Source organism: Glutamicibacter sp. BW80 (genome assembly GCF_002332385.1).
Classification (GTDB): Bacteria; Actinomycetota; Actinomycetes; order Actinomycetales; family Micrococcaceae; genus Glutamicibacter.
Genome location: NZ_NRGV01000001.1, coordinates 238,264 through 259,016, shown reverse-complemented (window position 1 = coordinate 259,016; position 20,753 = coordinate 238,264). Strand labels below are relative to the sequence as shown.

The following is a 20,753-nucleotide window of genomic DNA, read 5'->3' as shown; positions in this document are numbered from 1 at the left end:
CGAAGACAAGAGGGACCACATGGCACACGAACGAGCCGGAACGCCTGCGCGCGAGGCAGATCTCATCGACCTGGACGCGGTACTCGACGCGTACGCATCGATCCTCCCGTCGCCGGACAACCCGGACCAGGCGGTCATCTTCGGCACCTCCGGCCACCGGGGAAGCTCGCTGAACGGAACGTTCAACGAGCTCCACATCGCGGCCATCACCCAGGCGGTCGTCGATTACCGCAAGGCCGCGGGAATCACCGGGCCGATGTATGTGGGCAAGGACAGCCACGCGCTCTCCGAACCCGCCTACCGGACCGCCCTTCAGGTCTTGGCGGGCAATGGCGTGCGGGTTCTCGCCGACGCCGGCCTGACCCCTACCCCGGCGGTCAGCCACGCGATCCTGGTCCACAATGCCGCGGCCGGCGAGCTGGCCGACGGCCTGGTCATCACCCCCTCGCATAATCCACCGGCCGACGGCGGCATCAAATACAACCCGCCGCACGGCGGGCCGGCGGAATCCGAAATCACCGGACCGATCGCGGCTCGGGCCAATGAATTGATGGCCAGCGGGGCTATCCTGCGTGGGGTCGCGAACCCGGAGGACTTCGATTTCCGCGAGCTGTACATTGCGGATTTGGCGCAGGTGATCGACTTCGAGGCGATCGCCGCCTCCGGGATCTCGATCGGCGCGGATCCGCTCGGCGGCGCCTCGGTGCACTACTGGGGCGAGATCTCACGGCGCTACGGGCTGAACCTGAGCGTGGTGAACGAAGAGGTGGACCCGCGCTTTGGCTTCATGACGCTGGATAAGGATGGCAAGATCCGCATGGATTGCTCCTCGGCGCATGCGATGGCCTCGCTGGTCGCTAACCGGGATAAATTCGATATCGCCACGGGCAACGATGCGGACGCCGACCGGCACGGAATCGTCACCCCGGATGGCGGCTTGATGAACCCGAACCATTTCCTGGCCGTGGCCATCGACTACCTGCTCACGCACCGCCCGCAGTGGCCCGCCGACGCGCAGATCGGCAAGACTTTGGTCTCTTCGGTGCTGATCGACAAGGTGGTTGCGGCGCACGGGCGCGAATTACGCGAGGTGCCGGTGGGCTTCAAATACTTTGTCGAACCGCTGGCCTCCGGCAAGGTGGCCTTCTGCGGTGAAGAATCGGCCGGAGCGAGCTTCCTGGACTTCAACGGACGGGCCTTCAGCACCGACAAGGATGGGCTGATGCTCGCGCTGCTTGCCAGCGAAATCCGCGCGGTGACCGGCAAGAGCCCGAGCCAGCGGCATGCCGAGCTGGTCGCCGCGCACGGGCAGAGTTTCTATGACCGCTTCGACGCCCCGGCAACGCGGGCGCAGAAGGCCGTGCTGGGCAAGCTGGATCCGCAGGCCGTCACCGCGACCGAGCTCGCCGCGGATCCGATCACCGCGAAACTCACCGAGGCCTCGGGATTCGCCATTGGCGGGCTGAAGGTTTCCAGCGAACACGCGTGGTTTGCCGCACGCCCCTCGGGGACCGAGGACATCTACAAGATCTACGCCGAATCCACCCGCTCGGCCGAGCACCTCGCGCAGGTTTTGCGCGAGGCCCAGGTCATCGTTAACGCCGCACTGGCCGCTTAGCGCAGGCTCCAGGGGTCGATTTTGACCTCGGGCTGCTTGCGCGTCTTCCACCAGTGGCCCGCCCAGAGCAGCAGGAAGAGCGGAAGCCCGATGTAGCTGGAGAGCACCTCCAGCACCCGGCCTTGGAGTACCGCTTCGTAGTTCTGCCCGGCGATCACCACGATCAGGATCACGAAGGCGAGGATCGGCCCCAGCGGGAATAGCGGCGCCCGGTAGGGAAGTTTGGCCAGGTCCTGTCCGCTGGCGATATATGCCTTGCGGAACTTGTAGTGGCTAACCGCGATGCCCACCCAGGCGATAAAACCGGACAGCCCGGAGACGTTCAGCAGCCAGGTGTAGGCCGAGCCTTGCCCGATGAGGGCGGTGAGGAAGCCGAAAAGGCCCACCGAGGCGGTTAAGAGCATGGCCGGCACCGGCACTCCGCGGCGGTTGAGCCGGCCGAAGATCTTCGGCGCCTTGCCGTCGCGGGCCATAGAATAAAGCATACGTGCTGAGGCATATAGTCCGGAGTTGCCCGCCGAAAGGATCGCGGAGAGGATCACCGCATTCATCAGTGCCGCGGCGAAGGCGATTCCGGCGCGCTCGAAGACCATGGTGAATGGCGAATTGGCGATATCCGACTCACCGCTGGCGAGCAGGGTTGGGTCGGTATATGGCAGCAGGGTACCAATAATGAAGATTGCGCCCACATAGAAGAGCATGATGCGCCAGAAGATCGCCTTGATCGCCTTGGGGATATCGCGCTGCGGATTCTCCGCTTCGCCGGCGGCCACACCCACCAGCTCGGTGCCCTGGAACGAGAAGCCGGCGATCATGAACACCGAGACCACCGAGAGCCACCCGCCAACAAACGGCGCGTCTCCGGTTGACCAGTTGCTGAAGCCCGGGGAGCTGCCGCCCATAATACCCAGCACCATGGCTACGCCGCAGATGAGGAACACGATCACCGTGATGACCTTGATCATCGCCAGCCAATATTCGCTTTCGCCGAAGGCCTTCGTGGACAGCGCGTTCAGCGCGGTGAGCAAGAGCAGGAAGGTCCCGGCCCAGATCCAGCCGGGGACATCCGGCAGCCAGTAGGACATCACAATGCCCGCGGCAACCAGTTCAGCGGCGACGGTAATGGCCCAGTTGAACCAGTAGTTCCAGCCGATAGCGAAGCCGAAGTGGCGGTTGACGAAGACCGAAGCATAGGTCTGGAAGGAGCCGGCCACCGGCAACCGTGCGCTCATTTCGCCCAAGGACTGCATTAGGAGCAGGACCATCAGGCCGATCAGCGCGTAGGCGAGCAGCGAACCGCCCGGGCCTGCCTGGGCGATCGTGCCGCCGGAGGCGACAAAGAGTCCGGTGCCGATCGACCCGCCGATGGCGATCATCTGCATATGGCGCGCTTTGAGGCCACGCTTCAAACCATCGGTGGACGGTGCGGGCTCGGTCATGCAGATGCTCCTGAAGTAAGGTTTTTGGGCCTTAACAATCATTCCACCTGGAAAGCTTCAGCAGCTATGAACCGCGCTACAGTAAGCGATCAATAATCTTTCGCTTAGCCCATGTATATGGAGGATATATTGCGCTCAAGGTGTCAATGACCGTCGTTTTGCTGAGTTCTGAGCGGATCTGCGAAAGCCGGTCGAAGCCATACTTGCCGTGGTACGAGCCCATTCCACTGGCCCCCACCCCGCCAAATGGCAGGGACGGGATGACCATTTGGGCCAGTGGCGCATTGTGCACAATCGCTCCGGCGCGCACTCGATCGGAGAAGATCGACTGCAGCCGCGGGGACTCGCTCATCAGGTACGCGGCCAGCGGGGAGGGGCGTGCGGCGATGAATTCAAGCGCCTCGTCGAAGGAGGCCACCTCGACGACCGGAAGGATCGGACCGAAGATCTCTTCCTGCATCAGCTTCGAGTCGAGGTCGACCTGGCGCATGATGGTCGGGGCGATGCGCAAGGTGTCCGCGTCGTAGTCGCCGCCGTGGACCACCTCACCCGAATCGAGCATGCCCACCAGTCGGTCGAAATGCTTCCGGCTGACGATTCGGCCGTAATCCGGGTGGTTGATCGGGTCTTTGCCGTAGAAGCCGGCAATCGCCTGGCCGAGCCGGGCGATCAATGCGTCGGTGTCCCCGATGGAGAGCACATAGTCCGGGGCCACGCAGGTCTGTCCGGTATTCATGAATTTCGCATAGGCCAGGCGCTTGGCGGTGGGCAATGACTGGTTGTCTACCACCGCGGGGCTCTTGCCGCCGAGCTCGAGGGTGGTGGGTGTCAGCTGCTTGGCGGCCGCTTCGGCGACCACCCGCGCGACCTGCTGTCCACCGGTGAAGAAGATGTGGTCCCAGCGTGCGGCGAGCAGCTCGGTGGCGGTGTCCACTCCGCCCTCGATAACCGCGTAGACCCGGGCGTCCAGGTACATCGGGAGCAGTTTCGCCAGCACCCCCGAGGTGGCCGGTGCGAGCTCCGAAGGCTTGAGCACCGCGGCGTTTCCGGCGGCGATCGCGGCGACCAGTGGAGCCAGCATCAACTGCAAGGGATAGTTCCACGGCCCGATGATCAGCACGACCCCCAGCGGCCGGGGTTCGACCTTGGCCATGGCCGGCTGCAGCGCGAAGGGAACCTTGACGGCGGTTGAATCCATCCACTCCGAGAGATGCCGTTGGGCGTGGTCGATTTCGGAACGGACCACGTCGATTTCGCTGAACTTCGCCTCGGTGGCGCTCTTGCCAAGGTCCTCGGCGAGCGCGTCGAGGAATTCTCCCGTGCGTTCGGCCAGCATCTTTTCCAGGGCACGCAGCTGCTGGGCGCGAAAGCGCCGCGGGTGCGTGATGCGGGTGTCGGCGGATCGGCGCAGGTGCCCGAGGACCTCGGTGATGCGCGAGGGATGCTCGTCTACCGGCGGTGCGGCGTCGCCGACGGGATCTGGAAGCGGATTTGAGGTAAAGAGACCCATGGCTCGATGCTACTTCATTGATTCCCCGGGATATTCCATTTGTATCAGGTGTTTGATACATTAGTTTTTCAACTTACGGAGGTAATTATGGATCAACTCTCCACCGCCGCGTTCAGCATGGCGATCGGCGCAGCCCTGATCTACGCGTGGCTGCGCACGGTTGCCCGTCAAGACAACAGGCCCGCACTGCTGCGGGCGAGATCCCACTCCTTCTGGTGCGCGCTGATTGCCTTCTTCGTAAGCAGTTCCGGCGGGGTGAGCAACCAGCAAGCGGCCCATGCCGGCGCCGGCGAATCCCTGTGGGCCAGCGATCTGCTCGCCGCCACCGGTCCGGCACTCTGGCTGCTGTCGATCTATCTGATCGGCCTCTACTCCTGGCCGGCGTCGGTGGCGAATGTGCGCGCGGCCTCCCTGGAACCTCGCTCGATGATGACGCCGTTGCCTAAGGCCTTGAGTGCCGTCGCCGCGCTGGTACTCCTCGGCGCCGGTCTTACCCTGTGGATGATCCGCGACGTCACCGGGGTCCCCCCGCAATATGAGGTTGCCTCCTCGGACGCCTACGGAAGCACCTGGGTTTCGCAGTCCGCGACCGACGGACTGCGTGCGGCGGACCAGATGCTGGCCCTGTTTGCCATCAACCTGGCCTCCCTGGCGCTGGCCCTACTCATCGCGATGCTCTTCATTTTGCTGCGCAAACCGCTTGGTTCGCTCAGCCCCCACGATAACCAGGTATTGCGCGAAGTCTGGCTCAACCGGCTGCTGCGCACCTCGATCCTGGCCTTTGCCTCCGTTGGAGCCTCGTCGCTGCATTACAAGGCCTCGTGGCTTATGTCGCTGGATCGCACCATGTATCAACCCTGGCAAAACACCGCTAACGTGGCCATGCTCATCACCTTCATCGCCATGGCATTGTGGAAGCCACCGGAAAATTTTGCCAGAACCACTAGCCCAAAGCCTGCCTCCTCCTTTTTGCGGATGCGCGAAAATTTGTTTGCCATTGGATTCCTCACCACCGCGCTCACACTCATCGCACTGGCCTGCTCCTCCTCGCTTGTGCAGACCGAGTACGCGGACAATGCGCGCCCCGGTGAGAATGCCCCGCAGGCAATTGTGTCGCTCCTGGTGGTAGCCCTCTTGTTCTTGGTGCTCAATGCCGGGTTCCTGGGCTACCTGCACCTGAAGTCCAGGGGAACCCATTCACTGGCTCGGCACAGCGCAGACCTGCCGCGCTATGTCTATGTGCTCGCCGGACTCTTGCTCATCGGCGCCACATACCTGCTGATCAATCCACCATTCGAATATTTTTGGGGTCTAGTTCCGGTCAAACCGGTCTTTGCGCTGGGTGCGCTCCTCGCGTTGCTTGCCGCTACCGCCTGCCACATCTGGTGGGTTCGGCGTGCGGCCTTGCCTTGGGATGTCACCGTGGAGCAAGAAATTTGGTATCGCCAGGTTCACGAACTACGCGCCCTCCGTGTAGTCACCGCGGCGGCCGTCGCCATGCTGGCCTGGGGTTACGAGGCAGGTCCCTACGTTTCGGCCGTGGGGATCATCGTCTTCTGCTGCCCGGCAGTGATCATTTTGGCCCGCCCAGAAACTAGGGTGCCGCAGCGCGTATGAGCCAACATATTTTCGTGGACCTGGACGCGGCGGTTCCGCCCTATGAACAGATCCGCACGCAAATCTCTTCGCTGATTTCCTTGGGCGAGCTGCCGGCGGGAAGCAAGCTCCCTACGGTGCGGGCACTGGCCACCGATTTGGGGGTCGCTTCCGGGACGGTGGCCCGCGCTTACAAGGAACTCGAAGCCACCGGCCTGGTTTCCTCCCGGCGGCGTGCCGGAACGGTGGTGAACGCCGGAGCCGATATGGAGAAATCCTCCGGTGATCTGGTTCAAGCGGTGGATCGGGTGTGGGAGCTGGCCCGAGCTCAGGGAATCGACGAGGCCACCGTCAGGGCGCTGGTGCAACGCCGGGCGCGGCAATAATTTGTTCTTCCGCGGCTTTGGTGAGTACGCTCTAGCCAGTGACACGGGGTGTCGGATTCACCGACTGAGATGAGACCCGTCGAACCTGAACTAGTTCAAACTAGCGGAGGGATGTCGCATGACCCTGACTTCCGTTGCCCGGAATTACCGGCAACAATCCCCTTTGGTGTTTTGCCTGACCAATACCGTGGTCACCAACTTCACCGCGAATGCGCTGCTGGCCTCCGGGGCGGCTCCGGCCATGACCGACCTGCCCGGCGAAGCCGGGCCATTTGCCGCGGTGGCCTCCGCGGTCCTGGTGAACCTGGGCACCCCGAGCACCGAACAGCTGCGCGCCATGGACGAAGCGGTTCACGGTGCGAACCAGGCCGGCACCCCCTGGGTGCTGGACCCGGTGGCCGTGGGCGCATTGCCGGTGCGCACTGACTTCGCGCGAAAAATCGTGACCCAGCGCCCCACCCTGATCCGCGGCAATGCCTCGGAAATTCTGGCGCTGGCCGGGCGGAGCTCGACCGGGCGCGGAGTGGACGCGCAGGACACCGTGCACGCGGCCATCGAGGCCGGACGCCAGTTGGCCGCCGAATATGGTTCGGTGGTCGCGATCTCCGGGGCGGCCGATGCGATCATCGATGCCAAACGCACCACGCTGGTGCACAGCAACGGGATCGGCTTGACCGGGATTACCGGCGGCGGCTGCGCCCTGGGTGCAATCTGCGCCGGAATGCTCGCGGTGAGCGAAGACCCGTTCGACGCGGCGATCGCAGCCCACGGCCTGTACGGACTGGCCGCCGAAAAGGCCCTGGCCATCGGCCGCGGTCCGGGAAGTTTCGCCGCGGCCTTCCTCGACGAACTCTCGCTGCTGGACCCCGAGGAATTGCACAACCTGCGCCTTGAGGAGGCAAATAATGCGTGATCTGGGAATCTACCTGGTAGCCAACACCGAAAGCTGCCAGCCGCGCAGCACCTTGGAAGTCATCGAAGGTGCGGTGGCCGCGGGTGTGCAATGGGTGCAGCTGCGGGCCAAGAACGAGACCGCCCGCGAATTCTTCGAACTTACCTGCGCGGCGGCAGAACTCACCGCCGGCAAGGCCGAACTGCTGGTCAACGACCGCATCGACGTATTCCTCGCGGCACGGGCAGCGGGTGCCGCGGTCACCGGCATCCACATCGGGCAGAAGGATATTGCGGTGCGCTACGCCCGCGAAATCATCGGCGAGGGGATTATCGGGCTCAGCGCTTCCACCGATGAACAGCTGACCGGGGCCAACGCCGACGCGAAATACCTCGATTACCTGGGGGTCGGGGCGATCCGCGCGACGCCCACGAAGAAGGACCATCCCACCCCGCTGGGCATCGATGGATTCCTGCGGGCCAAGCGGCTCACCGAGCTGCCCGCCGTGGCCATCGGCTCGCTGACCGCCGCGGATGCCGCGGCGCTGCGCGACGGCGGGGCCGCCGGCATGGCGGTGGTCCGCGCGATCTGCGCCGCCGAGGATCCGCAGGCGGCCAGCGCCGAACTGCTGGACCGCTGGGAAGGTGCCAAATGAGCCTCAACATTCTTTCCATTGCCGGCTCCGACCCCTCGGGAGGCGCGGGCATCCAGGCGGATCTGAAGGCCATCGGCGCCAACGGCGGCTACGGCATGGCCGTGATCACCGCGCTCACCGCGCAGAACACCCTAGGGGTGGATGCGGTGCAGGCCGTCGACGCGGAATTCGTGGCCAAGCAGCTGGAATCGGTGTCCGCAGATGTGCGCATCGACGCGATCAAGATCGGCATGCTGGCCGATCCGCAGATCATCGCCGCGGTGTCCCGATGGCTGGAAACGGTGCACGCCCCGGTGGTGCTGGACCCGGTGATGATCTCGACCAGCGGGGACCGGCTGCTGGCCGATGGCTCGGCGTTGGACGCGCTGCTTTCCCGGGCGGAGGTGCTCACCCCGAATACCGCAGAGCTTGCGGCGCTGCTCGGGGAGCCGCCGGTGCGCGGCTGGGAGGAACTGCTGGAGCAGGCCCAGCGCCTGGCGGCCAAATACGAGGTGCTGGTGATCGCCAAGGGCGGCCACCTGCCCACCGAAAGCTGCCCCGACGCGCTGGTGGGTCCGGCCGGGGTGATCGCCTGCTATGACGGCCCACGCCACGCCACCGGCAACACCCACGGCACCGGTTGCACGCTATCCAGCGCGCTGGCCACGCACTATGCCCGCGGCGGGGATTGGGCCAAGGCCCTGGGCGCGGCGAAGGAGTACCTCTTCGCGGCGATTGCCGCGGCCGATGAGCTGCAGGTGGGCAGCGGGCACGGACCGGTGAACCACTTTGCCGGGCTCTTCGCGGGGCAAAGCGCGGATCCGATGGCCGATTGGTGGGAGCGGATCGCCGGGTTGCGCGGTGGAATCGATGAGCTTCAGTTCATCCGCGAGCTCTCCGCGGGCACGCTGGAGCGCAAACGCTTCGAGTACTATCTGGCCCAGGACGCCCTGTATCTGCAGCGCTATGCGCAGGTGCTCGCGCAGGCCAGCGCGCTGGCCCCGCAGCTCGAGGCCCAGCGCTTCTGGGCCAAGGGTGCGGAAGGCATCCTGGAAGGCGAGCTGAAGCTGCACCGCAGCGAGCTGCTGGACCTGGCCCCCGAGCCGAGCGCCACCACGTTGAACTACGTCAACCACCTCAGCTCCTGCGCCGGAAGCTATCCGGAGCTGATCGCCGCGATCCTGCCCTGCTACTGGATCTACCAGGACATTGGCAATCGGCTGAGCGCCGCGAATCATGCCGGGCACCGGTATGAGAGCTGGCTGGCCACCTACAGTTCGGCGGAGTTCGACGAGGCCACCGCGGCGGCCATCGAGCTGGTGGCGGCCGCCTGGCGGCTCGCGGACCCGGGGTTGCGCGAGCGGATGTGGGATGCATTCCGGCGTTCGGCCGAGCATGAGCTGACTTTCTTCGCCCAAGCGCACGCGAAGGGCGTATACTTCTCTACGGCCTAAACGCGGGGCCAGGAATTCTGGAGGAACGCATGAAGTGGAGCATTCACGGCAACGGGAAGACCATCACCGAAGGTGAGGTTGTTGCCCCGGATGAGCGGCTGCATTGGCCGCAGACCATTTCGATCGGAGCCCAGCATATTCTGGCGATGTTCGGCGCCAGCATCCTGGTGCCGACGCTGACCGGCTTCCCGGTGACCACCACGCTGCTGTTCACCGGCGTCGCGACGATCATCTTCTTGCTGATCACTAAGAACAAGGTGCCCAGCTACCTGGGCTCCTCCTTCGCGCTGATCGCCCCGGTGATGGCCTCGAAGGTCGGCGACGACTTCTCCGCGGCGCTGGGCGGCATCGCGATGACCGGTGCGGCGCTGTTCATCGTCGGCGCGATCGTGGCGAAGACCGGCACCCGGTGGATCCACGCGTTGATGCCGCCGGTGGTCATGGGCACCATCGTCGCGCTGATCGGCTTGAACCTCGCCAGCGCCACGCTGGCTCCGATGCGCGACTTCCCGGCGACGACCTTCCTCACGGTGCTCGCCGTGGTGCTGTCCACCGTCGCGTTCAAGGGGCTGCTCGGGCGCCTGTCGATCCTGGTGGGCCTGGTGATCGGCTACGCGATTGCACTCCTCCAGGGCCAGGTGGACTTTGCCGCCGTGGGCCAGGCCGGCTGGATTGGGCTGCCGCAGTTCCATGCCCCCAGCTTTGATTTCAGCGTGGCGTTGATGTTCCTGCCGGCGGTATTCGTGCTGATCGCCGAGAATATCGGCCATGTGCGCACCGTGGGCATCATGACCGGCAAGGACCTCTCCGAATTCAATGGGCGAGCGCTGATGGCCGATGGCGTCGGAACCCTGGTGGCCGGCATGGGCGGCGGCTCGGCGACGACCACCTATGCGGAGAATATCGGCGTGATGGCCGCCTCGCGCGTCTACTCCACCGCGGCCTACTGGGTCGCGGCGGTCGCCGCGATAGCGCTGGCCTTCCTGCCGAAATTCGGCGCCCTGATCAATACCATTCCGGCCGGGGTGATCGGCGGTCTGGGGATCGTGCTGTACGGAATGATCGGCATTATCGGTGCCCGGTTGTGGATCGAGGCGAAGGTGGACTTCCAGAACCCGGTGAACCTGATGACCGCCGGAACCGGACTGATTATCGCGATTGCGGTCACCACCGATCTGAGTTTCGGCCAGTTCCAGGTGGGCGGCATCGCGCTGGGCACCATCGCGACCCTGGTGGTTTACCACCTGATGAATACCGTGGCCAAGCTGCGCAATAGCAACCTTGAGCCGGTTGAGCGCTAAGCCAAGACCGAAGAACCAGCCGGCATTGTGATCAAGCTCATGATGCCGGTTTTCTTTTGCCCTGCCGGAACTGCCCGGCGTCGGCGCCTCGTCCGATTTGCGCGGGATTTCGGGGCTGGGTTGCGCGGATCCCCGCACCGCCCGAACGCCTATTGTAAGGATTCTTTCCAAATTATGGCCGAGCTCGCATGAACCGGCGGCCCGCACGGCCATGAAACCCGCTGGAAATGTTTTGCGCCCCAGCCCAATCCGATAGCATGGCTCCTTGTGACTGCGACTACATCTGACGGAAAGATATCCGCTCGACTCATCCTGATCGCCCTCGGCGCTGCCCTGGGTGGGTTCGTTTTTGGATATGACTCATCAATCGTTAACGGCACCGTGGACGCTGTCGAGCACGAATTCGGGCTCAACGCGCTGACCATCGGTTTCACCGTTTCCTGCGCCCTGCTTGGCGCTGCGCTCGGCGCCTGGATCGCCGGAATGGTCTCCGAACGCATCGGACGCGTACGCACCATGGTGATCGCCTCCGCGATGCTGCTGATCTCCGCGCTGGGCTGCGGATTGTGCGTCGGCGCGTTTGACCTCATCATCTGGCGCATCGTCGGCGGCATCGGCGTCGGCTTCGCCTCGGTGATCGCCCCGGCCTACATTGCCGAGGTATCCCCCGCCAAGCACCGCGGACGCCTGGGCTCCATGCAGCAGATGGCCATCGTGCTCGGTATCTTCGTGGCCTTCCTGGTCAGCGCGCTGCTGGTCTTCGTGATGGGTTCGGCCGACGCCATCGGCTGGTTCGGCCTTTCGGCCTGGCGCTGGATGTACCTCTCGCTGGCCATCCCGGCAATCCTCTATGGCGTGCTGGCCATGCGCCTGCCGGAATCCCCTCGCTATCTGGTCGAGCGTGGCCGCTACGTCGAGGCGGCTACCGTACTGACCCGCGATATGGGCATGCTCCCGGGGGCCGAGACCGAAGCCAAGATCGAAGAAATCCGCACCACCGTCCACGTCGAGCGCCGCCAGGTGTTCAAGGATCTGCTCGGACGCTTCGGCTTCCACCCGCTGGTCTGGGTGGGCATCCTGCTCTCGGTCTTCCAGCAGTTCGTCGGCATCAACGTGATCTTCTACTACTCCACGACGCTGTGGAAGTCCGTCGGCTTTGCCGAATCCGATTCCTTCACCATCTCGCTGATCACCTCGATCACCAACGTGGTGGCCACGATCGTTGCGGTGCTGCTGATCGACGTGCTCGGCCGCAAGCTGCTGCTGATGATCGGCTCGTCCATCATGACCGTGTCATTGGGCATGATGGCCATCGCCTTCGCCCAGTCGGTCACCATCGACGGCGCAGTTTCCCTGCCCGGCAGCTGGGGCATCGTGGCGCTGGTCTCCGCGAACCTGTTCGTGGTTGGCTTCGGCGCGACCTGGGGACCTGCCGTCTGGGTGCTGCTCGGCGAAATCTTCCCGAACTCCATCCGTGCGCTGGCGCTCGGCGTTGCCGCCTCCGCCCAGTGGATCGCCAACTTCGCCGTCTCCACCACCTTCCCGGCCCTCGCCGAGGCAGGCTTGGCGTTGGCCTACGGCATCTACGCGTTCTTCGCACTGCTTTCGCTGATCTTCGTGATCTTCCTGGTCAAGGAAACCAAGGGACGCCAGCTCGAGGAAATGACCCTCTAGGATAAGAACTCCTCCGGGGCAAAAGTCGTCGGGTGGACACNNGTGTCCACCCGACGACTTTTTTATTGTGCGGGCCGGCAGCCCTCCGCGCACGATCCGCTTTGGCTACCAGGGCTTGTTGGGCACCTCGACGCCGGCTTCACGTTGCAGCGAGAGCACATGCTCCAGGCTCGGACGCCCGGAGAGCTGCGGCCCCTGATCGCGCAGGGCCACCCGGTGGCGCTGGCCGCTCTGCAGCACGATCTCCTCCCCGCGCACCCAGAGGCTTTGCGGGCCCTGGCCGGTGAGGGAGAATTCGATTCCGCTGGCGTCGAGCAGCACCTTGATCACCGAACCGTTATAGGCCAGCTGGAAGCGCAGGGATCTGAAGCGCTCGGGCAGCCGCGGGTCGAAATGCAACCGCTGGTCATCGTCGCGCAGCCCGGCGAAGCCATTGACCAGCGCGGCCCACACCCCACCGGTGGACGCCACATGCACCCCGTCGGCGGTATTTCCGTGGAGGTTTTCAAGGTCGACATTCAACGCATGTTCGAAGTAGTCGAAGGCCAGATCCCGATAGCCGACCTCGGCCGCAAGGATTGACTGCACGGTGGCCGAAAGCGACGAGTCTCCGGTGGTCAATGGGTCGTAGTAGTTGAAATTGGCGAGTTTCTGCTCGGCGGTGAAATCGCTGGAGCGCAGCCATAGCGCCAGCACCGTATCGGCCTGCTTGATGACCTGGAAGCGGTAGATCACCAATGGGTGGTAGTGCAGCAGCAGCGGACGTTTATCCGGTCCGCTGGCCTCAAGATCCCAGACCTCGCGATTGAGGAAATGCTCGTCCTGCGGGTGGATTCCCACGGCTTTCGAATACGGGATATGGATTCGTTCGGCCGCCAGCTGCCAGGTGGAGATCTCCGCTGAGTCTAGTCCCATCCGCTCGGCCAGCTCGGCATAGAACTGCGGGCGCCGGGCGGCTAGCTCGCCTAGCAGCTGCGCCGAACGGCGCAGGTTAAAGCGCGCCATCACATTGGTGTAGGTGTTGTCGTTGACCACCGCGGTGTATTCATCCGGGCCGGTCACCCCGTGAATGTGGAAGCTGCGCTGTTCCCCTGAGTCGCGCCAGAAACCCAAAGACGCCCACATCCGGGCGGTGCCGACCAGAATTTCTGCGGCGCCTGCCTCGAGGAACTCGTCGTCGCAGGCGGCGTCGAGATAGCGGTTGAGCGAATACACCACGTCGGCGTTGATGTGATATTGCGCGGTACCCGCCGGGTAGTACGCGCTGGCTTCCTCACCGTTAATGGTGCGCCAAGGAAAGAGCAGCCCCTCCTCGTTCATGATGCGAGCCCGGCGCGTCGCCGCCGGGATCATCGAGACCCGCGCGCGGAGCGTATTTCTGGCCCACTGCTGGTTCGTGTAGGTCAAAAACGGCAGCACATAGATTTCGGTGTCCCAGAAGTAGTGTCCGGAATATCCGTTGCCGCTAACCCCCTTGGCACTGATTCCTAAACCGTCGGCTCGGGCCGAGGCCTGGGCAAGCTGGAAGAGATTCCAACGGATCTTGCGTTGCAGGCTCGGATCGTCGCTGTCCACCAAAACGTCGCTGCGCTGCCAGTAATCCTTCATAAATGCGCGCTGTGCACGGAAGTGCTCGTCGATCCCTCGGGGCACCAGATGATTCAGCGCGCGGCTTGAACGCTGCAGCATTTCTTTGGCCGGATGGCGGCGCGAGGAGTGGTAGGCCGCGAACTTGGCCACGCGCAGCCCCTGGCCCGCTTCGAGGTTCGCGCTGGAGACCTCATCGGCGCGATCAGGCTTCGCCGAACGCTCGGTATGGATCTGGGCGCTGGCACCACCGGTGGTATTCACCAGGTGTTCCACGACTGCCGACACGGACATATTGGAACCCGCCACGGTGTAGGAAAGCCCGAGGCGGGGTCCTTCCTCGATGTGGCCGGCCGGGTGCAAGGGATTATCCGAGGACTCCTCGGACTTGCGCGGGTCCTGGCCCGAGTCGAGATCGGCCGGGGAGGATACCTCCGGTTCGGAGCGATAGCCGATCACCGAGGACTGGATCAGCACATGAGCCGGCCCGTCGAGCAGGCGCACATGCAGGTCTTGGAGGGCTAGGTGCCGGTCGCTGAAGGAGATCATGGTCCGTGCCGTGACCGCCACCCGATGGCCTTCCGCGGTGCGCCACAGGGTCCGCGAAATCAACGTGCCTTCGCGGAAGTCCAAGCGCAATTCATCGCGGAGCATCTCGGTTCGCCCCACCTCCAGCGCCTCGTCGTTGATGAACACCCGCAGGGTCCGGAAATCTGGGGCGCTGATCATCGTCTGCCCGGTTTCGGCCAGCCCGAACGCGCTTTCCGCGTGGCGGATCTGCCACGTTTCGTGCAACCCGTTGAGGAACGTCCCGGCAACTTGCTCGCCCAGTCCCACCTGTGCCGAATGAGCGCCAAGGAAGCCGTTGCCCAGAGCGAAGACCGTGTCCTGGGCGCCCGTCTCATCGCGTTCGGCTTCGCGGGTGATGGACCAGGGGTCAAAGTTCCAGGCCTGCACCGCGGAGGCGGACACCAGCTCGCTGAGGTCCTGGACCACGAAGTGCGCACCAGCATCCAATAGCTGTTGCTCATTGTCTTCACGTGCCACCCCGACGACCATGAAGCCGCCCTCACGGGCGGCTTGCACGCCGCTGCTGGCATCCTCGACGACCACGCACTCTTCGGGGCGCCAGCCTAGGTCCTTGGCGGTAGCCAAGAACGTGGCGGGCGACGGCTTGCCAGGCAGCTCGCGTGCCGCTGCCTCGTGCCCGCCCATGATGGTGTTGAAGAACCCAGCCAATCCCGCGGCTTCCAGCACCGAGCGGGCGTTGCGTGATGAGGAGACCACTGCAACATCCAGACCTGCCTCCAGCACCTGCTGCAGGTAGTTGCTAGACCCGGAATAGGGCGCAATCCCATCGCGCTCCAGCACCGCGGTGAAAACCGAATTCTTCAGATTTCCCAGCGCGCACACCGAGGTGTACCCCGCAGGGTCATTCGGATCTCCCCAGGGCAGCGCTATCCCCCGGGATTCGAGCACGGCACCGACGCCCTCATAGCGTGGCCTGCCGTCGAGCAGTTCGAAATAATCCGGGTCGGCATAAGGCGGCACGCCCGGGTGTTCTTGGGCGAAAAATCCGGTAAACAACTCTTTCCATGCCGCACGGTGCAATAGCGCGGTAGGTGTGAGAACTCCATCCAAATCAAAAAGGACGGCCTTGAAATCACGGTGGCGGTACGTCGGGCGTGCAGCGTTCACGATCGAAATCCTTCGTCGAGGAGCAATTATTGGCCGTAGACCCAACGGTAGCAAGTGATCTCGCTTGCATCGACATACTACGATTAGGATTGTGGCTCAGTGGATAGATGAATGGAATAGCGAACAATGGCGTGAGTCTGCCGCCAATTGGATCGATGAGGCCTGCTCCGCCTACGGCATCGAGCGTGTCGCGGGCCCGGATTTTTGGCCGGCATCCTTGGACCAGGTTTCGGCGCTGGTAGGGACCGACGCGGCCGAGCTGGTGTTTAAGGCGAACGCGCCGGGACTGGCAGCCGAAGCTGCGGTGACGATCACCGCCGGCGGACTGCAGCCCGAACGCGTGGTGATGCCGCTGGCAATCGACCGCATGGCCGGCTATATGCTCTCCCCCGATTTTGGCCATACCCTGGCGGATTTGGGCGACAGCGCGGAGAACTGGCAGCTGGCGCTTGCCTCACTGGGCTCCTTCCAGGTGGCTTTGATGGGCAACGAAGAGGCCTTCTTCGACGTCGGCATGCCGGTGGTGGATCCGCAGTTCCTCCCAGAACAGTTCGAGCAGGCATTGACCATGCATGTGTCTCTCGAGGCAAACCATCCGTTGCATTTGGACCCGCAACAGGCCGACGCTTTGCACGGCCAATTAAAGACCCTTTCCGACGCCTGCGAAGCCTTGCATCGCGGTCCCATCCCGCTGAGCCTGGAACATGGCGCCTTCGATTTGGCGCAGACGGTGGTGCCCTCGGAAAAGGGCCAGCATGCGCGGATCACGAACTTTGCGACGGCCCACTGGGCTCATCCGTTTTCCTCGCTGGCGGCCCCACTGGCGGCAATGACCCAGTCGTGGAAATGCCGGACCGACGACGAGCGCGTGATGCGTGCCCTGGGCGCCTACCTAGGTGAGTTCGCCGCATACGGTAGCCCCGACGAGCTCTATGACTTAGTCGCCCCCGCATGCCTAGTGGCTCCGCTATCCCAGCATGAGACTTGGTTGCGGCTCCTGCTTGACGCGGACGATGAGCATCTGCAGGAAAACGCCGCATCAGTCTTGGACACCCTGTTTATAAACTAAAAAGCCTGGCGGGGAATTAAACATTCCCCGCCAAGCTTATATTCAGATCAAATCATGTGTTTGCTATTCAACGGCAGAGCGCATCTCGTTCAACGCGTTGGTTGCCGCATCTTGCGGCGACTGCCGCTTGAAGAAGATTTCCATCTCGTAGCGGTACAAAATGTCTTGGATCTTGCTGAATCCCATTGGTGGAATTGGTTCAGACCCTGCCAGCTCACTTTCAATTCCGGTGACGAACTCCGCTGAAGCGGCCTCGATTGGCTCAAGGTCGGACACTACCAAGTCGCGAATCTCCGTGTTGGCCGGCAGCCCGCGGTCCATTTTGTTCAGCTCGCCAGCTTCTTCGGAGTTCACCATGAAGTCAATGAACTTCTTGACCTCTTCGGGATGCTTGGACTTGCTGTACCCGGACATCATCATCGATGACTTGTACCAAAGCCCGTTGTCTTCGGCTTCGCCCGTGGAGCTAGGCAGGCGCAGGGGCACCAGATCAACACCGGCCGCTGCGGAAAGCGAGCCGAGCTGGTTACTCCACCACATGCCAAAGGCCGACGTACCGGTGCCGGTCATGGAACGATCAGGCCCGGCATTCTGATTCTCGGCTAGAACCGAGGCCACTGGATAGGATCCACTGTCCAACAAGTCCTGGTGGTGCTGGAAATAGCCGGCAAGATCCTCAACGGTCAAACCAAGCTCTCCGGATTCAGTGGTTAAATGCTTATCGGATTGCCTCAGCCAGGACTGCAATCCAGCGGGTTCATTCGGCGCCTCGGAACCGTATTTCCCTTCGGCTTTTTCGCTAACGGTTTTGGTGATTTCGCGATAATCGTCCCACGTCCAAGTCTTGTCGTCCGGGATATCCAGCCCAGCTTCCTTCAAAACCTTGGGGTTTGCGGTCAACGTAAACGAGTTAATTCCCGTCGTGATGCCTACCAATCCATCTTCGGTAGTGCCGTTGGAAACGGAAACCTCTTCAAAGTTGGAGACGTCAACACCGTCAAGATCGAGAAGCGCGCCACGGTCGGCGTATTCGCGAAGGTACTTGTCGTCCATCTGGATAATATCCGGGGCATCATTCGAGGCAACTTGGGTAGCGAGCTTGTCCCAATATCCGCTCCAGTCCGAATACTCGCCCTGAACGTCGATATTTGGATTCTCTGCCTCGAAGGCCTCGATGATCTCATTGGTAGCCTGCGCCCTTGAGTCCGAACCCCACCAGGCGAATCGCAAACTCACCTTTCCATCGGCGCTGTCAGCCGCGTTCCCACCTCCGCCGCACCCCGTCAATACCAGCGCTGCGACCGCAGCTATGGCAAGGGACTTGGTTAGTCGTTGACCGGCATTGCGACGCATGCCTTCGGACCGTTGTTGATTGTTCATGGGCTCCTCCTTGGATGGGCGAGAACTCGCGAGGGTTTACTCAGTGTCGAGACATCTGTGCGCCGACGCGAATGGAAAGCGCTTCCCAAGTAATCTAGATGTGATTCAGCTCACGAGTCAAGGTCGAAGTGGGAATATGTCGATGACACCTTTGAATCGAATGATTCCAAAAAGGTATCGACGGATCAGCGATTCCCGGTGCTTTCCCGCAAAACCGGGGTTCCCGAAACGACCAGCAGCTTCGAATCGCTATGCGTAAGAACCATCTCGCCGGCCATGCGGCCCATTTCTTCGAGCGGCAGGCGGGCGGTAGACACCGACGGGGTGACATCAATCAGCGTTGGGATGTCGTCGAAGCCGGCAATCGCAATATCGCCGGGAATCCGCAAGCCGTGCTCGCGAATTGCGCGAATCGCCCCCAGTGCCATGACGTCAGATACGCAGAAGACACAGACCGGATCGGTGTATTCGGTGGATTGATACCGTCGCAAGTAGTCGCTCATGACCAAATAACCCCCCTCGCGCGAGAAAGCTCCGTGGAGCACTTCCTCAACCGGCACGCCGGAGCGCTCAAGCTTGGACACAAACCCGTCGGCACGATGTTTCGCGGTCACCAAGTTCTGGTCGCCGGCCAAAACGACAAAACGGCGATGACCGGCCTTGAGCAGTTCCCCGGCCAGGTCGCTTGCGGTCCCGGCGTTATCGACCTGAATTCCGCCCGTTGCGGGAAAGGTTTGCCCAATCATCGCCACTTGGCCACCATTGCTCTGGTAGCTTTCCAGCAATTCCATGAGCTCCTGGTCGCCGCTCAAGCGCCGGGTTCCCGAGATGATAATAGCGTCGGTCCGGTGTGACATGAAGGCGCGAACGGCAGCTATTTCCCGGTCATGTTCCGCGCCAGTACTGGTCAGCAGCAGTTGGATGCCACTGGCGTCCAGCCCGCGCTGCACCCCGCGTGCAATGGACGAGAAATACGGGTCGGCAATGTCGTGTACCACGAGGCCCACCAGCTTTGTCGAGGATCGGGCAAGCGCTTGCGCCTGAGCGTTGGGGAAATATCCCAATTTCTCTGCCGCCGCACGAACTCGGAGGGAGATTTCCTCGGCAGGCTTGCGCGCCGACCCGTTCAGTACGCGCGATGCGGTTGCCAATGAAACTCCGGCTTCATTAGCCACGTCAGTTAGTCGAATAGCCACATGAAATCCTTATCACCCATTGCAATTTTGAACAAGCTTATCTCCCTGAACGGAGATGGTTGACACACTAATTGGGCAACACTATCGTGGAAAGCGCATTCCCATTTCCTTTCTTAAACAATCCCTTGCACGAGGAGCACCCCCATGACAGAACCACGAGTACTTCGCATCGCCATGAGTGGCATCACCGGCCGCATGGGCTATCGGCAGCATCTGCTCCGCTCCATCCTGCCGATCCGTGATCAGGGAGGAATTACCTTGCCCGACGGTTCCAAGGTGACCGTCGAGCCAATTCTCGTTGGCCGCAACGAGGCGAAACTCAAGGAACTGGCCCAGCTCCACAACGTTGAGCACTACTCCACCGACCTCGACTCGCTAATCAACGACGGTTCCGTCGACATCGTCTTTGACGCCTCGATGACGTCGCTACGCTACGACACCCTGTCCAAGGCCATCACAGCCGGTAAGCACATCTTCACCGAAAAACCGACCGCCGAGACCCTTACCGAAGCGGTAGACCTGGCGCGCCAAGCCAAGAGCAAGGGCATTACCGCCGGCGTAGTGCACGACAAGTTGTATCTGCCAGGCTTGGTCAAACTGCGCCGGCTTGTCGACGAGGGCTTCTTTGGCCGGATCCTGTCCCTGCGCGGAGAATTCGGTTACTGGGTCTTCGAAGGCGAAATCCAGGAAGCCCAACGTCCGTCGTGGAACTACCGGCTGGCCGATGGCGGATCGATGACCACCGACATGTACTGCCACTGGAACTACGTCCTCGAAGGCATCATCGGCAAGGTCAAATCAGTTACCTCCAAAACCGCAACACACATCCCCACCCGGTGGGATGAAAAGGGTGCGCCCTACGAGGCAACCGCGGATGACGCCGCCTACGGAATCTTTGAACTTGAAACTCCTGCCGGAGATCAAGTTGTTGCCCAGATCAACTCCTCCTGGGCGGTGCGTGTCTATCGCGACGAGCTCGTTGAGTTCCAGATCGACGGAACTCACGGATCCGCGGTGGCAGGTCTGAACAAATGCGTCGCCCAACAGCGAGCCAACACACCCAAGCCGGTCTGGAACCCGGACCTTCCGGTCACCGAATCCTTCCGCGATCAATGGCTGGAAGTGCCAGCCAACGCGGATCTGGACAACGGGTTCAAATTGCAGTGGGAAGAATTCCTGGCCGATGTCGTGGCCGGCCGCGAACACCGCTACGGCTTGCTGTCGGCCGCTCGTGGCGTGCAGCTTGCCGAGTTGGGCCTGCAGTCCAGCGCCGAACGGCGCACCATCGACATCCCGGAGATCACCCTGTGAGCCAGCAA

General features: G+C 62.7%; 15 protein-coding genes and 1 riboswitch. Of the genes, 10 read left to right on the top strand and 5 right to left on the bottom strand.

Going from position 1 to position 20,753, the window contains the following annotated elements:
* Window positions 1-19 precede the first annotated feature (19 nt).
* Window positions 20-1,618 carry a phosphoglucomutase (alpha-D-glucose-1,6-bisphosphate-dependent) gene (gene pgm / locus CIK76_RS01170; protein WP_096283007.1) on the top strand — a complete coding sequence of 533 codons (1,599 nt, stop codon included), beginning with the start codon at window positions 20-22 and terminating at the stop codon, window positions 1,616-1,618.
* On the opposite strand, the gene CIK76_RS01165 is transcribed toward pgm, so the two are convergent.
* Together CIK76_RS01165 and CIK76_RS01160 are read right to left on the bottom strand one after the other, a co-directional pair.
* Window positions 1,615-3,057, bottom strand: a complete 1,443-nt coding sequence (locus CIK76_RS01165; protein ID WP_096282961.1) for an amino acid permease — start codon at window positions 3,055-3,057, stop codon at window positions 1,615-1,617. The two genes, pgm and CIK76_RS01165, sit on opposite strands and share 4 nt — an antisense overlap.
* 76 nt (window positions 3,058-3,133) lie before the next feature.
* Window positions 3,134-4,567, bottom strand: a complete 1,434-nt coding sequence (locus CIK76_RS01160; protein WP_096282960.1) for an aldehyde dehydrogenase family protein — start codon at window positions 4,565-4,567, stop codon at window positions 3,134-3,136.
* An 87-nt stretch (window positions 4,568-4,654) separates the two neighbouring features.
* On the opposite strand from CIK76_RS01160, the gene CIK76_RS01155 reads away from it, so the two are divergent.
* From CIK76_RS01155 to CIK76_RS01125, 7 genes are all read left to right on the top strand, one after another.
* Window positions 4,655-6,184: a hypothetical protein gene (locus CIK76_RS01155; protein ID WP_096282959.1), complete on the top strand. Its 1,530-nt coding sequence runs from the start codon at window positions 4,655-4,657 to the stop codon at window positions 6,182-6,184.
* Window positions 6,181-6,549, top strand: a complete 369-nt coding sequence (locus CIK76_RS01150) for a GntR family transcriptional regulator (protein ID WP_096282958.1) — start codon at window positions 6,181-6,183, stop codon at window positions 6,547-6,549. Before CIK76_RS01155 ends, CIK76_RS01150 begins: the two co-directional genes overlap by 4 nt.
* A gap of 34 nt (window positions 6,550-6,583) precedes the next feature.
* Window positions 6,584-6,678: riboswitch (TPP riboswitch) on the top strand.
* A complete protein-coding gene (gene thiM, locus CIK76_RS01145; RefSeq protein ID WP_096282957.1) occupies window positions 6,668-7,462 on the top strand; it encodes a hydroxyethylthiazole kinase in 795 nt (264 codons plus the stop codon). Its footprint overlaps the riboswitch before it by 11 nt.
* Complete coding sequence (gene thiE, locus CIK76_RS01140; protein WP_096282956.1) at window positions 7,455-8,096, top strand: thiamine phosphate synthase; 642 nt, start codon at window positions 7,455-7,457, stop codon at window positions 8,094-8,096. Before thiM ends, thiE begins: the two co-directional genes overlap by 8 nt.
* Entirely contained in the window at window positions 8,093-9,529 is a 1,437-nt protein-coding gene (gene thiD / locus CIK76_RS01135; protein WP_096282955.1) for a bifunctional hydroxymethylpyrimidine kinase/phosphomethylpyrimidine kinase, read from the top strand. The genes thiE and thiD overlap by 4 nt, the downstream gene beginning before the upstream one ends.
* A gap of 29 nt (window positions 9,530-9,558) precedes the next feature.
* Window positions 9,559-10,830: a solute carrier family 23 protein gene (locus tag CIK76_RS01130; protein WP_096282954.1), complete on the top strand. Its 1,272-nt coding sequence runs from the start codon at window positions 9,559-9,561 to the stop codon at window positions 10,828-10,830.
* 267 nt (window positions 10,831-11,097) lie between these two features.
* Window positions 11,098-12,504: a sugar porter family MFS transporter gene (locus CIK76_RS01125; protein WP_096282953.1), complete on the top strand. Its 1,407-nt coding sequence runs from the start codon at window positions 11,098-11,100 to the stop codon at window positions 12,502-12,504.
* A gap of 105 nt (window positions 12,505-12,609) precedes the next feature.
* Here CIK76_RS01125 and CIK76_RS01120 read toward each other — a convergent pair whose 3' ends face one another.
* A complete protein-coding gene (locus tag CIK76_RS01120; protein ID WP_096282952.1) occupies window positions 12,610-15,789 on the bottom strand; it encodes an HAD-IA family hydrolase in 3,180 nt (1,059 codons plus the stop codon).
* Between the two features lie 91 nt (window positions 15,790-15,880).
* On the opposite strand from CIK76_RS01120, the gene CIK76_RS01115 reads away from it, so the two are divergent.
* Window positions 15,881-16,858, top strand: a complete 978-nt coding sequence (locus CIK76_RS01115; RefSeq protein WP_096282951.1) for a hypothetical protein — start codon at window positions 15,881-15,883, stop codon at window positions 16,856-16,858.
* Between the two features lie 63 nt (window positions 16,859-16,921).
* On the opposite strand, the gene CIK76_RS01110 is transcribed toward CIK76_RS01115, so the two are convergent.
* Window positions 16,922-18,238: an extracellular solute-binding protein gene (locus CIK76_RS01110; protein WP_255248298.1), complete on the bottom strand. Its 1,317-nt coding sequence runs from the start codon at window positions 18,236-18,238 to the stop codon at window positions 16,922-16,924.
* 185 nt (window positions 18,239-18,423) lie between these two features.
* Window positions 18,424-19,413, bottom strand: a complete 990-nt coding sequence (locus CIK76_RS01105) for a LacI family DNA-binding transcriptional regulator (protein WP_217990319.1) — start codon at window positions 19,411-19,413, stop codon at window positions 18,424-18,426.
* Between the two features lie 165 nt (window positions 19,414-19,578).
* Between CIK76_RS01105 and CIK76_RS01100 the strand changes: the two genes are divergently transcribed.
* Window positions 19,579-20,745: a Gfo/Idh/MocA family oxidoreductase gene (locus tag CIK76_RS01100; RefSeq protein WP_096282950.1), complete on the top strand. Its 1,167-nt coding sequence runs from the start codon at window positions 19,579-19,581 to the stop codon at window positions 20,743-20,745.
* Window positions 20,746-20,753 lie beyond the last annotated feature (8 nt).

Bases quoted from the DNA above. Each gene is read 5' to 3' on its own strand.
- pgm (WP_096283007.1), top strand. From the start codon at position 20: ATGGCACACGAACGAGCCGGAACGCCTGCGCGCGAGGCAGATCTCATC.
- CIK76_RS01165 (WP_096282961.1), bottom strand. From the start codon at position 3,057: ATGACCGAGCCCGCACCGTCCACCGATGGTTTGAAGCGTGGCCTCAAA.
- CIK76_RS01160 (WP_096282960.1), bottom strand. From the start codon at position 4,567: ATGGGTCTCTTTACCTCAAATCCGCTTCCAGATCCCGTCGGCGACGCC.
- CIK76_RS01155 (WP_096282959.1), top strand. From the start codon at position 4,655: ATGGATCAACTCTCCACCGCCGCGTTCAGCATGGCGATCGGCGCAGCC.
- CIK76_RS01150 (WP_096282958.1), top strand. From the start codon at position 6,181: ATGAGCCAACATATTTTCGTGGACCTGGACGCGGCGGTTCCGCCCTAT.
- thiM (WP_096282957.1), top strand. From the start codon at position 6,668: ATGACCCTGACTTCCGTTGCCCGGAATTACCGGCAACAATCCCCTTTG.
- thiE (WP_096282956.1), top strand. From the start codon at position 7,455: ATGCGTGATCTGGGAATCTACCTGGTAGCCAACACCGAAAGCTGCCAG.
- thiD (WP_096282955.1), top strand. From the start codon at position 8,093: ATGAGCCTCAACATTCTTTCCATTGCCGGCTCCGACCCCTCGGGAGGC.
- CIK76_RS01130 (WP_096282954.1), top strand. From the start codon at position 9,559: ATGAAGTGGAGCATTCACGGCAACGGGAAGACCATCACCGAAGGTGAG.
- CIK76_RS01110 (WP_255248298.1), bottom strand. From the start codon at position 18,238: ATGAACAATCAACAACGGTCCGAAGGCATGCGTCGCAATGCCGGTCAA.
- CIK76_RS01100 (WP_096282950.1), top strand. From the start codon at position 19,579: ATGACAGAACCACGAGTACTTCGCATCGCCATGAGTGGCATCACCGGC.